The sequence below is a fragment of the Bacillus cabrialesii genome, assembly GCF_004124315.2.
GTDB lineage: Bacteria > Bacillota > Bacilli > Bacillales > Bacillaceae > Bacillus > Bacillus cabrialesii.
Genome location: NZ_CP096889.1, coordinates 1,624,077 through 1,639,318, shown reverse-complemented (window position 1 = coordinate 1,639,318; position 15,242 = coordinate 1,624,077). Strand labels below are relative to the sequence as shown.

The following is a 15,242-nucleotide window of genomic DNA, read 5'->3' as shown; positions in this document are numbered from 1 at the left end:
TTTTTCCGTCCTTTTTTTAAGTATATGAACGGGCGGGCTGAACCTTGTCAGCAAGAAGAAATTTTCATGATTACTGTTCTTTTTTACTGCTGCACCAGCTGATGATAAAATCGAGCAAGATTTTTGTATAATCTACCAGCTGTTCAATTGATACCTCCTCGTTCACGGAGTGTGCATTATGCAGATTTCCAGGACCGTAAATCACACTTGGAATGCCGGCATTATACAGCCACCCCCCGTCTGTAACTGTTTGAGAAACGTCAATAACCGGACGCTCCCGTTTCACTTTCTCGTGAGATGCCGTAAGGGCTGAGACACCTGGGTGGCCAGGGTCAACTTCCAGTGCCGGAAAAATCTCTCCTCTGTCTTCAATCATGGATGAGCCCCCCCACTTGAAGACAGGGCGGTTTTCCCTAAGCCAAATATCACTGTCGCTCAGCCGGTTTATGTAATCTTCTATTTCCGCTGCCACTTGGTCATGGGTTTCATTCGGGTAAAAATGGACTGTGATCCACAGCCTGCACTCATCCGCTATAAAAGCCGCATGTCTGCCCCCTTCTATAACTGCCGGGTTAATCGTATTTGTGCCTGGTTTAAAGCCGGGATAACTTTTCATAATGGACCAGTGGCGCTCAAGTTCACCGAGCCCCGCAATGATTTTCGCCATTTTTTCAATTGCGCTTGCCCCGAAAGTTCCACCGCCTGCGTGAATCATATTCCGTCTCGTTCCGTCATGAAACGTTTGGCTGCTTTTGATTACGATCCAGCCTGTAATGACACCGCCCTGGCCTTGAATATGCATATCGCTCGTATCCGCGACAACTGCAAAATCAGCGTGGTAGCCCCTCTTGCAGCATTCAAGCGTACCGGCTTCACCGACTTCCTCACCGATAACCGACTGCAGGATCAAATCACCGGGAAGTTCAATGCCTGCTTCACGAATCAATTTGACAGCAAACAGCACACACGCCAATCCGCCTTTCATATCAGAAGCGCCTCGCCCGATTAAGCGTCCGTTTTTTTCAATTGGATGAAACGGATCATGCTCCCACTCCTCATCCTCTTTTACCTCCGCCACATCTACATGACCATTGATGATCAGGCTTTGAAACTTTGCTGAATCTGTTCCCTTCAGCAGGCCTACAACATTGGGATCTCCCGGGTACACGTCCCATTTGTCGATCGAAAATCCCATTTCATTTAAAAATCCTGCAATCCATGACTGGATGCCGTCTGTATTTCTTGCAGGCGGAGCAGGTGTTTGATAAGAAATCAGCGTTTTTGCAAGCTGAATAAGCTCCTCGTTTTGATCTTCCGCTTTTTTTAACAGAGAGTTTATTTGTTGATTCAATGTGATCCGCTCCTATACTTAAAAATCAAAAAGCCGTTTCATATGTTATGAAACGGCTCATTAAAAACAAACAGAGTCCTATGTACTCCGCTTTTTCACCGCTTCCCTCCGCTGGCATGATCCAGATCAGGTCAAAAGGGTTGAGACAATGTCTCTCTCAGCTTCGAAAAGCACCCCTAGGATGAGTCTGTATGTGTTTGTCAGGCATTTGTTATCGGCTCGGCTCTTGTTAAAAATGGCCGATCCTGATTCCATAATACATGGATTGGCGTATCAAAAAAAGCCGAAAGTATGTGATCAGTAAGCATTTCCTTTATTTCTCCGGATGTAAACACCTCTCCCTGTTTTAACAAAAGAGCTTTGTCAAAGACCGGCAAAATTTCTTCCGCATGATGAGTCACATAAAGGATCGATGGCGCATTTTCTTTGTTTGCAATGTATGTAATCGTGTCTAACAGCTTTTCCCGGGCAATAAAATCCAGCCCTGTGACCGGTTCGTCCAGTATCAGCAGCTCCGGATCCGCCATTAGCGCTCTTGCAATCAAAGCTCTTTGTTTCTCTCCTTGAGAAAGGGTTTCATAGCGGCGGTCGGCGTATTCAATCGCTCCCAAGTCCTCTAACAAACCAATCGCTTTATCCCTGATTTCCGCACTTGGTGTTTCATATAATCCAATTGAAGCGTAAGCGCCGCTCAAAGCAATTTCAAATGCTGAATCTGCCGGATAAAATTTTTGCTGAAGAGCCGCTGAAACGAGGCCAATTTTCCGTCTAAGCTTCTCCCCAAGCTCCGTTTTGCCGAATTCATGGCCAAGCACCTGCATCTCGCCCGATGTTGGGAAATAATATGAGCAAAGCATATTTAACAGTGCTGTCTTTCCGGCGCCATTCAGTCCATAAAGCACCCAATTTTCCTTTTCTTCCACCTTCCAATTAATGTCCTTTAATATCCATTTTCCATTTCGTTTTAGTGAGACATTGTCTAGCTGCAAAATCATCTTGATCCTCCTCATTACTCCTTTTATAATTGTTTTAATTTTCATAAAACTTAGTATGGACTAGGATACCTTATTTTTTCCAAAACGTAAACCGTCCGAAATCAATAGAAAAGCCTTTAAAACAAAATTGTTTTAAAGGCTTTTCATTATTGATGGATATTCTTATTCATTTGTTTGATAGCCGCTTTTTCAAGTCTGGACACCTGTGCTTGGGAAATTCCGATTTCTTCGGCTACTTCCATTTGTGTTTTCCCTTGGAAGAATCGTTTTCTCAAAATCATTTTTTCCCTATCATTGAGCCTTCTCATGCCCTCTTTTAAAGCCAGCTCTTCTATCCATTGTGAATCTTTGTTGCGCTCATCACTGATTTGGTCCATCACATAAATTGGGTCTCCGCCGTCGTTATAGATCGGTTCAAATAGAGAAACCGGATCCTGGATGGCATCAAGCGCAAATACGATTTCCTCATGCGGTACTTCAAGAACTTTTGCGATGTCTTCTGCAGTCGGCTCCTTGCTTGTCTCACTGATTAACCGCTCTCTTACCTGAAGTGCCTTATACGCGATATCCCGGAGTGATCTTGAGACACGGATCGGGTTATTATCGCGTAAATACCTGCGGATCTCTCCGATAATCATAGGTACAGCGTATGTTGAAAACTTAACATTGTGGCTTAGGTCAAAATTATCAATGGATTTCATTAGTCCGATGCAGCCGACCTGAAATAAGTCATCAACATACTCTCCTCTGTTATTAAATCTTTGAATGACACTTAAGACAAGACGCAAGTTCCCGTTTACAAGCTTTTCTCTTGCTGAATCATCGCCTTCATCCTGCAGCTGCCTAAACAGCTTTCTCATCTCTTCATTCTTGAGTACTGGTAATTTGGAGGTATCCACCCCGCAGATTTCGACTTTATTTCTCGACACTTTTTTCCCTCCCTACAGGAGCTGCTGTACAACGTTAAGTATCTCCTTGGGTGGGAAAAATATGCACTGCACTCTAGCTGAAAAACTGCCGAGATTAGGAAATCCCTGTAAAATCAAGGGGTTATAACCATAAAAATCTTTACACCATTTTGTTGAACTCTTTTCTCAATCTTTTTATAATCCTTTTTTCCAGACGCGAAATATAGGACTGAGAAATCCCCATCATATCCGCTACATCCTTTTGGGTTTTTTCTTCTTCGCCGACAAGCCCAAACCGCAGCTCCATGATTTGCTTTTCTCTTTCATTGAGCTGTTCAAGCGCTTTTTTCAAAAGCTTTTTATCTACGTTAGCTTCTATGTCCTTTGTGATAATGTCGTCGTCAGTGCCGAGCACATCAGAAAGCAAAAGCTCATTGCCGTCCCAATCAATATTTAGCGGCTCATCAAAGGAAACCTCTGAACGGATTTTGTTGTTTCTCCTTAAATACATCAGGATTTCGTTTTCTATACAGCGGGAGGCATAGGTCGCCAGCTTAATTTTCTTTTCTGGATTGAACGTATTCACAGCTTTGATTAATCCGATGGTGCCAATGCTGATTAAATCCTCTATATTAATTCCCGTATTTTCAAATTTACGGGCGATATAAACCACCAGACGCAGATTGCGTTCAATCAAAATGGCGCGAGCCGCCTGATCGCCGTTTGGGAGCTTCATTAACAGAACCTGCTCCTCATCTTTAGATAATGGCGGCGGCAGGGCTTCACTCCCGCCTATGTAATAGACTTCATCACTTTTTAACCCGAGTTTCATCAGCAGCTTATACCAGAGGTGCGTCAATCGCAATTTCAGTTTTTTCATCTTCCTCTCCCTTCTAAATGTCACGCCGTTTGAGTATGATAAGTAACGGACATTTGCGAACATTATGAAACGTGTTTGATGGCCTTGCCTGATAGCATTTTCGGGTGAATAATCGCATCAAACTCTCCATCTGCGGATAGTTTTGTTGTGCTGATGCCGATTAAACATTTATCTGCAGAAATCATTTCTTCTTTTGTCATAATCGTTACGTGATCCGGTTTGATGCATAATAAAAATTGATTTTGCTGACCTACTCCCCTGTATGGAATCAGCCTCATTTTATCTAAAAAGCGAAATGAATCATCGAGCTGTTGGATGGCTTCCAATGGATCTGTGTTTCGAATGATCATCGTTTCGGCTGCTCCGAAAATCGGTTCCAGTTTATCAATGTGTATAATCATGACCGGCGTTTTTGTGAGAGGATCGTACAGCTGATTACCTGAATCAATCAGACCTCTGACGTGAAGCGTTTGGCCGCCCAAATCCGCCTGTACGCTGACTCGTTCCTCATATTGAATGTTTTTAGTTTCAATATCTTCAATTCTTCTTTTAGAAAAAAACCATAACACCGGAAAGCCAGCAACAATAAACAACCAGCTGATCGGATCTCCAAACCCGGTTTGATTGGTGATCATTACACCGTTTCGCACAATAGAATTTGACTGCAGCAAAGAATGGGCTCCGATAATTCCTCCCCCCATTAAAAAAGTGGCAAAATAAAAGGAAAACAAATTTTGAAAGAAATAGCGGAATCTCTTAAAGCCAAATGTCACCATCACAATAGCAACTGAAAAAGCCAGTTTACCTGCCGGATGTTCAACGATCGGCGAAAAAGGAGTAAACATCAAAAGGACAATACTGGAACCGATGAACGCTCCGCCTATCAATCTTCTTTTTTTCACATGCCGTTTTAAAATAAATGCCGTGAGCAAAAGCAAAAGTGCATCAAAACAAAAGTTTAACAGCCAAATGACATCTAAATAGATTTTCACATCTGACTCCTTTCTTTCTCGCGTCACGCTGTTCCCCTTCTTGTTTCATAAGTATAAAGCAAGCTCTGTGGGAAAGTCTGTCAATTAATGTTGAGGGGAGAATACAATTTTTAAGGGATATCTGCTTAATTTGTCGAGGAAATAAATGAGCTGATATATAAAAAAAGCTGCCTATACAGGCAGCTTTTTCCCACTTAATTTTCAGTATTGATATAAAGTTTTCCATTCGCTGTTTTTCTTGTTTCATTTCCATAATCATTCCGTGCAATCACTTCTACTTTTGCTCCGTTTGCTTTAATAGAAGAAGTGGCTGTCCAATAGCCTTCATATCTCCCTGGAGAAATTTCTCTAAGCGGGAGCTCGGTGGCATTTTGCACACTCGCTCTTGCATTTGTCAGCGGCAGGCGAATGACAAATGTTGCATCCAAATCTTCAGCGCTTGAGAAAGCGATTTTCACAGATTCACCGGCTTTTAAGGTTTTGTCCTCTCCAGGGATCAAGCCGGAAATGACAGGCTGGTCAAAGTTGACATCAATGACAGCCTTTTTCGTCGTTTTGTTGCCAGCTAAGTCAGAGGCAGTCACCTTGACTTCATTGCTTCCGTTCTCTAAGAGAATACGGGCTGAGTATGAACCATCTGTCACCGTTGCTTTTTTGCCATTCACTTTGACTTCTTTCAGATTGTCATCGGATACAGACCCTTTGACAGTCAGCGCTTCTTTATTTGTTTTCTCGCCATTTTTTGGATTATCCAGCGTCAATTCAGGCTTGTCTTGATCAAGCGTGACTGTGACCGGGCTGGAGGCATCCGTAGTTCCGTTGTCTGTTGATGCAGCGGCCGTCAGCTCATTTTCACCCTCGCTGAGTGAGATGCCTGCCTGGAACGTGCCATCCGCAGCAGCTTTCGTTTGCCCTGCTTCTTTCTCTCCATTATAAATGTGTACCGTTGTACCCGGAGAAGCTTTTCCTTTTACGGTGACGTTCTCCTTATTTGTGTACGATTTGTCTGCCGGCGAAGTGATTTCAGGTACAGCAGCTTCATAATCAACTAATGCGCGAATCATATAGTTGCCGTCTGCTTCGTCGCCTGGCAGCCATTGACCGTCTATATACTGCCAGTTGCGGTCAGAATTCTTGCCGGTTTCATCCATTGCCAGTCCAGGTGAATATGGATCAGGTTTTGATTGAATATACACGAGATAAAAGTCTTTATCGACCATAATCCCTTTCGAACTGAGGTCTACCTTGGTCCATTCGCCATTGCGAAGGGCTTCAGCGTTAAATGGCCCGGCAATTTTCTTGCCCGGTGCTCCGTCTTCTCCTGTTGCATCGTATACCTCAACCTTAAATTCTGTGCCGCCAGGATCAGGGAACTCTGTATCCCAGAATCTGAACAGTCCACCCGTAAGCATGCCCTTGTCCTTGCCGTCAGCCAGCGTCATTTTGACCGCCCATCCATTCCCTGCCGCAATATAGGAATTGGCATTCTCCGCCGTTCCGTCATCATATGCAATCTCACCCGGATAACCGACGAAAGGCTTCAGTACAGTTTCTTTTGTCACATCGCCTTTTAAATCAACGGAAAATTCATCGCTGTAATAACCCGGTGCAGCGACTTTAATCGTATAAGCGCCTTCATAGGCTTCAAGCGTATATTCGCCTTTATCGTTTGTCGTAGCAGGTTCAACCGCAGCATCCTCTACAACATAAACGGAGGCGCCTTTTACCGGCTCACCTGTCGTTTTATTGATGACCGTGCCTTTTAATGTGCCCTTCTTCATTTCTTCTAACGTAAAATTAGCTTGTGTCGTCTGATCTGCCTGCAGAGAAACTTTTTGTGTTTTTGATTGATAGCCGTACGCTTCGGCCATAAGCGTATAATCTCCCGCTTTGTGCGTCAGCGTGTAATGCCCTGTGGATTGATCTGAATATGTTGATTTTCCTGTTTCCACCACACTGACTTGTGCTCTGATCGGTAAAACTTGAGGCTGTACAGCTTTACTCTGCTGTTTTACCGCTGTGTTTGCAGATGGCTTAGCCTTTTTCGGGTTCACTGGCTTTTTCTTTTGCTTTCCAGACGGCTTTTCGACACCCAGCTTATTCTTTTTGGCTGTTTTTCCAGCCGCTTTGTCAGAAAGCACTACATCATCAATATACCAGCCCTCTTTTGCAATGCTTTCATCAGATTGAAGGTTAAACATTACTTGAATGTTTTGACCTTTATAAGCGGATAAATCAATTTCTTCGTCCGTCCAGCTTGATATCTTTCCGTTATAGACACCAGCCTGCTCCCAATTCTTTTCACCTTCCGGGAGAACAAAAACGTAGCCGTAGTCAAAATCATCCTCTAAATTGTGCCAGCTTTTAAATTGAAGGAACAGGTTTCCTGAATCCGGCACTTTAACAGGTGGCATCACGAGATTCATGTTGGCTGAGTTTGCATAGTTTCCCGCCAGATTTGTTCCGTACACTTTTTCTCCTGATGCTGCTTTATTTGGGCCTGACGACGGGACTCCCCATTCCCAGTTATTATTTGTTCCGCTCGCGATCCAGCCGCCGGGTGCAGATTCAAAGTCCTGCTTATATCCCAACGTAATGCTTGGTTTCACTGTTACATCGTATGTGTCAGACTCAACAACATGGCCGCCAAAATCTTGAATCACCCACTTATAGCTTAGTGCAGCTCCTTTTATGTTTGGGATCTCCGCCTGATACGTTCCTTTCAGGTGATCACCGCTGATTCGCTTAGCTGTTACGTCTGTCCACTCACCTTGATCCAGCTTATAGGATAGTTTTACAGATGTCACACTTACATTGTCTTCAGCTGTCAAAGTCAACGGCAGGTTCGCGCCTTCGTAGGCTTCTGTTACTTTCTCATGCTGATAGACAGGGGGCTCTTGATCATCTCCCTCTACAGAAACTTGTCCTTCTGCTTTTCCTAATCCATCTGTAACAGCTGATACAGCATCAAAAGCATTCACCAAACCATGGCCGTATCCGTTATTCGGCGAATCAGGAAATGTTGAATCCGTCAGCGGTTCAGCCGTGCTGGTTAATATATCCTCCATCTCATCGACAGAAAGTGAGGCATCCGCTTGTTTCAGCAATGCGGCAACAGCTGACACATGCGGTCCTGCCATTGATGTGCCGTTCCAGCCGTCCTCATATGTCTGGCCCGGAACGGAAGACCGGATATTGACGCCCGGTGCAGAAATTTCTGGTTTTATTTCATCATATGGAGAGGGCCCTTGAAGAGAAAAGTCTGCTAGCTTTTTGTTAATATCAGTCGCACCAGTTGCAAACGACTCCGGATAGTTTGCCGGGTTTGCGATAGATCCAGGGCCGCCCGGAATAAAGAGATCCGTATTCCCCGCTGAAAACTCAGGGAAAATATCGGCTGCACGCCAGGCATTGACCATGTCTCTGTACCATTCATCAAGTCCTGAGCCTCCGCCCCATGAGTTATTGACAACATCAGGAGCCATTTCCGGATGAGGCTTGCCCTCTGCGTCCTTTGGAGCTAAAACCCATTCACCCGCCTCCAAAATGTCGGCATCAGTGCCGCCATCTTCGGAGAACGCTTTAACCGCAATCCATTTTGCGCCAGGCGCTACACCGATTTGATTTGTACCATCGGGTTCAGATCCCACCATCGTACCTGTCACGTGGGTTCCATGAGCCAGATCATCGTATGGGCTTGCTTCGCCTGCTACGGCATCATACCAGTTCATTTCATGATCAGGCTCATCAGGATTTTCTGGATTATATCCGCGATACTTCTCTTTTAATGCCGGATGGTTCCATTCCACCCCGGTATCAATAGACGCAACAACAGTGCCAGTTCCGTCATATCCAAGTGCCCAAGCTTTTGGGGCATCGATTTGGTCTACATTCCATTCCACTCCGTCAGTTGCTTTGACAGCTGTTTGCGCTTTTTTCATATTAAATGGAGAGGATGATGTAAACAGCTGCCGCTTCTCATTTGGAAGCACCTTTTCCACTTCGGGGAACTGCGCCACTTTTTCCATCACTTCTTTTGAGGCATGGACAGCGATCCCATTCACCACATAATAAGAGTGAATTTTGTCTGCATTTCCCTTATTTTTCTGACTGTTCAAGTATGTTAAGACGTCTCTCTGGGATTCATCGGCTGTGACTTTTAAAGATGACACAACGGCAGAACGCTTTTGATATTCCGTCTTAGCGGCAGTCAGCTTCTTCGATTTCGCTTTTTTAACAGCCGCGTTTGCCGCTTTTTCTGTGTCAGCTTGATCTTTAAATTTAATCAGAAAGGTCGTTTTTTCATTCTTTTTAAAGCTTTTCTTTAATGAACTCGAGATCTTGTTCTGAATGGATTCAGCAGATTGAAGCTCCTGTTTAACAGAAGTTGAGGCACCTTTGCTGCTTGCCCCGGCTGCACCCGGAAACAGCAGTGAACCGATGACAACCGTACTTAAAACAGAGCTAATGAGTCTGTTTTTCGTTTTTTTCCTCATTTTTATCCCCCTTTTTCAACATGCTTTGTAAGAAAATGTCGTCCCTCCTTTTAAAAAAGAATGGTTTGTCAGAACATCGCTGTACGTTAACTGTAGACAATCTGCATTACAGATATTGTCGTTTTATGTCATTTGATTTCCATATATATGAAAATGATAAAATCGTCACAGAATAACAATGGGTCTAATAGTCTGATTCGTTCCTATGTGAAGGAAGACATAGGGAAAAAGACTTTACAAGAAGAAAAGTTTTGGAGACAAACAAAAAGGACAAAATCGAAAACGATTTTGTCCTTTACATTAGCCGCGTTTATTACGGTTTCTTAAGAATGTCGGGATGTCAAGTGTATCATCAGCCGGCTGTGAAGTATGACGGCTTACTGTATTTTGTTGCTGAGGCTCCTCACGTTTCGGCTCACGCTTTGGAACACTTTGATTATGTGTTTTGATGCTTTGGTTTAAGCTTGGACGCTGAGGTTTCGTCACGTCTTTCTCTTGTTCGATAAAACCAGTAGCAATCACTGTCACCACAATCTCGTCTTTTAGATTCTCATTAATAACAGAACCGAAAATCATGTTTACGTCTTGGTCAGACGCAGAAGCGACAATATCTGCTGCTTCCTGAACTTCATATAAGCTGAGGTTTGTTCCCCCAGTGATGTTCATGAGGACACCTTGCGCACCGTCAATGGCCGCTTCAAGAAGCGGGCTGGAGATCGCTTTTTTCGCTGCCTCTGCCGCGCGGTTTTCTCCAGTCGCTATACCGATACCCATCAAAGCAGATCCTTTGTTTGACATGATTGTTTTCACATCAGCAAAGTCAAGGTTGATAAGACCAGGTGTAGCAATCAAGTCTGAAATACCTTGAACCCCTTGGCGGAGTACGTTATCCGCTTCACGGAATGCTTCAAGCATCGGCGTGTTTTTATCAACAATTTCGAGGATTCGGTCGTTCGGGATCACGATCAGTGTATCCACCGCTTCTTTCATTGCTGAGATTCCGCCTGCAGCCTGAAGCTGTCTTTTGCGTCCTTCAAATGTAAACGGTCTTGTGACGACTCCGACTGTTAATGCGCCTAAGTCTTTCGCAATTTGTGCGATAACCGGTGCGGCACCTGTTCCTGTTCCGCCGCCCATACCAGCTGTCACGAATACCATGTCAGCGCCTTTTAACGCTTCTTCAATCTGTTCTTTGCTTTCTTCAGCGGCTTTTTTTCCGACTTCCGGATTCGCACCTGCTCCCAATCCTCTAGTCAGCTTTGCGCCGATTTGCATTTTCACTTCTGCTTTTGACAGGTTAAGAGCTTGAGCGTCCGTGTTTACCGCGATGTACTCTACTCCTTGCACTTCATTTTCAATCATTCGGTTAACGGCGTTGTTACCACCGCCTCCTACTCCGATTACTTTAATTGATGCTAAGCCGTCTATGTTTGTTTCGAACTCCAACATGCTAAATCCTCCTAATCTGCCGAATGACTATCTATCTATTCCCAAAACATGCTTAATAGTTTTTTCATTTTGCTCTGTTTATTATGTTCGGCTTGTGTTTTTTGTTTTCCTTTTGGCCGCTGCTGCACCTCATTTTGGTGATGATGCTGCTCTTGTTCCTCTGATGATGAGACTGCGATTTCCTGTACCGCTTCTTCAGGCATCTTGAAGCCTATTTTTCTGCCTTGGATTCTTGCATTTCGGCAGGCGAATTGGATCAGGCCCACTCCCGTCATATATTGAGGATCTCTTACACCGATATAATTCGGGCTTGCCACTCTGACATTGTTTTGCAGCACATCCTGTGCCAATGACATGACACCCGGCATTGCTGCTTGTCCCCCTGTCAGCACGAAGCCTCCCGGCAGATCGGTAATGCCCATACTGCGAAGCTCTTCTGAAACAATTTCAAGAATTTCTTCTACTCTTGCTTCAATGATATTCGCTGCTTCCTGCTGTGTAAATGTTTGTTTTTGATTGGTGCCTATAACGGTTACCTCAAATACTTCATCTTCCGAGGCTTCGTCATAGTAGGCATGTCCAAATTGCTTTTTCACGCGTTCTGCTTCTTCTGTTGACGTTCTCAATCCGATGGAGATATCTTTGGTGATATTTTCGCCTCCGAGAGGAATGACACGGGTAGAAGTGAGATGTCCGTTCTGGAATACGGCAATGGTTGTTGACCCTCCCCCTATATCAATGAGAGCCACACCAAGGTTTTTCTCGTCCTTTGATAATGCAGCAGAACCGGCTGCCAGCGGCTGAAGACAAATATCAGTTATTTCAATACCGGCTCTTTCAACACAGCGGAGCAAGTTATGTAAGATTGTTTTTGAACCGGTGATCAAGGTGCCCTCTACTTCTAAACGCACACCCAGCATTTTTTTGGGGTCGGTGATTTCATCTCTTCCATCTACGATAAACTGTTTAGGAATGACGTCGACAATCAGCTGTTCGTGCGGTACTGAAACAACCTGTGCCGCCTCCATGACACGGCGCACATCTTCAACCTGAATTTCTTTATTTTCACTGGAAACTGCTACAACACCGTTTGTATCTTGAATATTGATATAATTTCCATTAACGCCGACAATCGCTTTTCTAAGCGGAAAACCTACCATTCTTTCAGCTTGGTCAAACGCTTTTCTTATAGAATGAACAGTCTCATCTATATCAACGATTGAGCCTTTTTTTAACCCTTCAGACGGTACATTTCCCACACCGATAATATTAAGGGAATCATCTGTCATTTCTCCGACGATCACTTTTGTATTGGACGTACCGATGTCAAGACTGACGTAAAGTTCATTGTTGTTCATTCTATGGCACCTCCTCACATTTCAATCATTTCTATTCTATTATTTGCGGAACAACAATACAATGAATGTGGCTTTACAAGTGTGTAACAAAAAATAACAACGGAATATTCCTTATGTGCTCTTCACATTTTATGTTTATTGAAAATATTCGTTATATCCTATGTATATCCTCTTTTATATCACATTTTTTTTATTTTTTTTAGAAAGAGTCCACTTTGTTAGTAGATTTCTTCTGATAACGGCTATATTCTGAAATAATCTGACTCCAAATGCGAATATACCTGCTAAATACAAGTCTACACCAAGATGGACTCCCAGAAAAGCTAAACTTATTGCCAATATAATATTAAAAAAGAAACCGGAAACAAATACCATTTCATCATATGTACCTTGTAAATGCGCCCTGATTCCGCCGATTAATGTATCAAGTGCGGCAAGCACGGCAAGCGATAAATAGTTTGAGTATTCACTCGGTATCGTTAAGTTTGTCATCAGTCCAATCGCAATTCCGAGCACTAATCCCAGCACGGGCAGCCACATGACAACTCTCCTCCTTTTTTAGTCTTTAAGCGGCTTCAGCTGTTGTACGTCCAGTGGTCTGTCATATGCTTTTAATGTCAATTTGCTTTCAGATTTACCGGCTTTTAATGCTAAATTTTCAGATGCAAAGAGATCTTCAAGGCCTGACCCCTTTACTCTGCTGTACAGCATGTCCAAATCTTCGGCAAGCACTTTTACTGTTAAAGGATAATCGTCAAGGCCGTATCCGTCTATTTTTGTTGTGCCGTTAATATCCCTAATGACTGTATGGTTCACAACTCTTCGCTCATTAATCGAGATATGTTCTGCACCGAAGGAGTTGAGTTCATTGATCAGCTTCTTCAGCAAATCTGGAGGCGGATTTTCGATCGGCTCTCCTGTTAAGCTTTCAGAAAAAAGCGGGGAAATCGTGATGACAATTCCGCTACCTGTTATATCGGTCATGCCGGCTGTTTTTTTTAAGGTTTGCAAGGTATTATTGAGCGCGGTTTCTTTTGTCATTTCTTTCGTTTGTGAATAGCTATTCAGCAATTTATCATATTTGTTTATTTCAGCCAGCAGTTTTTCCTGTTTCTTCTGTTCTGTAGTCAGCTCTTCCCTTATATCCCACATATCTCTTGTGTCTCGGACTTGAGGGTGCTGTAACGAGTTAAACTGAACAGCTATCATAAGGCCGAAGATGACCATAAGCACACTGATGCTTATGAAGGAACGCTTTATTTTCAATCTGTTTCACCCGCTTTTTCAGTCATTCCTTCGTTTTCAGAATCGGTTTCATTTGTACGTTTTTCTCTTTTTCTGCGGTAACAGAAATATGATCCATTGACAGCTGATCGATCAGGCCTCCTGCAATATTTAACGAAGGCAGCAGGACATCGGGATCTCCAATCGCGGATATCGTAAACGGAGCCGGATGCTGCACCCCGTCTACCGTTACAACAGGGCCGTTGCACTTGATATAGGAGTCATGTGTCAGACGCTGGCCATTCACGGCGACAGCCGCCGCACCCGAGATATACAGTTCGTTTACCACTTGAAAGATATGGCTTTCGTGAACGATGTAACTGTTCACATTCTCCCCTTCCGGTATGTACGACGCATCTTCCAAGGTCACCTCAACGCCCTCTCCCTGTACACCGACTTCCCCAATATACATTCTGTATTTTTCTGTATCTTCGAGGACGTTATAGTATTCCGTCTTTTCTTTCTTTAGCTTATTTTCCGCTTGACGGACTTTGTTTTGCTTTTGATACAATTCTTTTTCAAGATTCTTATTTTCTTTCTCCTGCTTGAGCAGTTCATCTCTCAGCGCATATTCTTTTTTCCACTCTTCCGTCTCAGCCGCGCTTTTGTTGTTTTCTTTTGTCATTTGAAAAGAAAATGAAATTAAAAAGCCTGCGACAAGCATAATCAAAGAAAGAAGGACTGCTGATTTGCCCCTCAATTTTCATCTTCCTTTTTAGCAGCTTTCTCGTTTTTTCCAAACTCTTCAAAATAGGTGGCGACTTCTAAATGAATGATTCCTTTCTTGTTGCTGCTAAGCTGCGAAATGATAGAAGGATACGTTTTCATTCGGTCTGCAAAGGTTTTAATGGACGCAGTTACGACATAACCGTCGTTCATATACAATTTAATGCGGTTTTCGTCCATTTTTACAGGCGTATAATAAATTTCTGAAATCGATTGTTTTAACGAATTTGACAAGGCATCGAGCTGCTTGGCCATTTGAGACCGTTTTTTCGCGTTTGTCCAATTGACCAAAATCGGTCCGGCGTCATCCGGCGTTACTTCATTTGGCAGAACTGAACCGTTTTCAAGCACTTCATAGTACACTTCGTCTTTTTCTAAATAAGCAATCGCTTTATATTCTTCGATCGCAATGTTGATTTTATTAGGAAGCGATTTGCTGATCTCTGCTTTTTTCACTAATTTATTTTGCTGAATCTTCTTTTCTGTTTTTTTCTTGTCCAAACTCCAAAACTCAGTATCTCCGCTGTTAATATCGGAAAGGTCGATAATTTCCTTTTTGGATACATTCTCATTCCCCGTAACAGAGACTGTCGATACTTTACTGATTGGCGTCTGCAGGTACACGATGATCAGCACCATTATAAAGAAGAGCATAATAAATGAAATGAGACGGCGGTTTGCCTTCTGTTTCCGCTGCTCTTTAATTTTAGGAATCCGTTCTTCAATGTTTACGATTTTTTCTCGGTCATGACCCGGGTTCATTGCCTGTTCACCTCATTCAAATGAAACAGCTGTTAAAGTCT

At 43.4% G+C, this 15,242-nt stretch carries 12 protein-coding genes and 1 riboswitch; all 12 genes read right to left on the bottom strand.

Annotation, left to right across the window (positions count from 1 at the left end):
- Nucleotides 1-70: 70 nt before the first annotated feature.
- The 12 genes from EFK13_RS08500 to divIB all read right to left on the bottom strand — a co-directional run bounded on the left by EFK13_RS08500 (nucleotide 71) and on the right by divIB (nucleotide 15,201).
- A complete protein-coding gene (locus EFK13_RS08500) occupies nucleotides 71-1,351 on the bottom strand; it encodes an acetylornithine deacetylase (protein ID WP_129505771.1) in 1,281 nt (426 codons plus the stop codon).
- An 86-nt stretch (nucleotides 1,352-1,437) separates the two neighbouring features.
- Nucleotides 1,438-1,539, bottom strand: a riboswitch (TPP riboswitch).
- A gap of 12 nt (nucleotides 1,540-1,551) precedes the next feature.
- On the bottom strand, nucleotides 1,552-2,346 hold the full coding sequence (locus EFK13_RS08495; RefSeq protein ID WP_129505772.1) for an ABC transporter ATP-binding protein: 795 nt from the start codon (nucleotides 2,344-2,346) through the stop codon (nucleotides 1,552-1,554).
- Nucleotides 2,347-2,492: 146 nt separating this feature from the next.
- Entirely contained in the window at nucleotides 2,493-3,275 is a 783-nt protein-coding gene (gene sigG / locus EFK13_RS08490; protein WP_003221449.1) for an RNA polymerase sporulation sigma factor SigG, read from the bottom strand.
- Nucleotides 3,276-3,414: 139 nt separating this feature from the next.
- Nucleotides 3,415-4,134, bottom strand: coding sequence for an RNA polymerase sporulation sigma factor SigE (gene sigE / locus EFK13_RS08485; protein WP_003221446.1), 720 nt, complete (start codon nucleotides 4,132-4,134; stop codon nucleotides 3,415-3,417).
- Between the two features lie 62 nt (nucleotides 4,135-4,196).
- Nucleotides 4,197-5,126 carry a sigma-E processing peptidase SpoIIGA gene (gene spoIIGA, locus EFK13_RS08480; RefSeq protein ID WP_129505827.1) on the bottom strand — a complete coding sequence of 310 codons (930 nt, stop codon included), beginning with the start codon at nucleotides 5,124-5,126 and terminating at the stop codon, nucleotides 4,197-4,199.
- 194 nt (nucleotides 5,127-5,320) lie between these two features.
- On the bottom strand, nucleotides 5,321-9,622 hold the full coding sequence (locus tag EFK13_RS08475) for a S8 family peptidase (RefSeq protein ID WP_129505773.1): 4,302 nt from the start codon (nucleotides 9,620-9,622) through the stop codon (nucleotides 5,321-5,323).
- Nucleotides 9,623-9,922: 300 nt separating this feature from the next.
- Entirely contained in the window at nucleotides 9,923-11,071 is a 1,149-nt protein-coding gene (ftsZ, locus tag EFK13_RS08470) for a cell division protein FtsZ (RefSeq protein WP_003232167.1), read from the bottom strand.
- Between the two features lie 35 nt (nucleotides 11,072-11,106).
- Complete coding sequence (ftsA, locus tag EFK13_RS08465) at nucleotides 11,107-12,429, bottom strand: cell division protein FtsA (protein ID WP_075745993.1); 1,323 nt, start codon at nucleotides 12,427-12,429, stop codon at nucleotides 11,107-11,109.
- A gap of 174 nt (nucleotides 12,430-12,603) precedes the next feature.
- Nucleotides 12,604-12,969, bottom strand: a complete 366-nt coding sequence (locus EFK13_RS08460; RefSeq protein WP_003238683.1) for a small basic family protein — start codon at nucleotides 12,967-12,969, stop codon at nucleotides 12,604-12,606.
- A gap of 18 nt (nucleotides 12,970-12,987) precedes the next feature.
- Complete coding sequence (locus tag EFK13_RS08455) at nucleotides 12,988-13,695, bottom strand: DUF881 domain-containing protein (RefSeq protein WP_129505774.1); 708 nt, start codon at nucleotides 13,693-13,695, stop codon at nucleotides 12,988-12,990.
- Nucleotides 13,696-13,717: 22 nt separating this feature from the next.
- Complete coding sequence (locus EFK13_RS08450) at nucleotides 13,718-14,413, bottom strand: DUF881 domain-containing protein (RefSeq protein ID WP_129505775.1); 696 nt, start codon at nucleotides 14,411-14,413, stop codon at nucleotides 13,718-13,720.
- The gene (gene divIB, locus EFK13_RS08445; RefSeq protein ID WP_129505776.1) at nucleotides 14,410-15,201 is read right to left on the bottom strand and encodes a cell division protein DivIB; all 792 of its coding nucleotides are present in this window, start codon (nucleotides 15,199-15,201) and stop codon (nucleotides 14,410-14,412) included. The genes EFK13_RS08450 and divIB overlap by 4 nt, the downstream gene beginning before the upstream one ends.
- Nucleotides 15,202-15,242 lie beyond the last annotated feature (41 nt).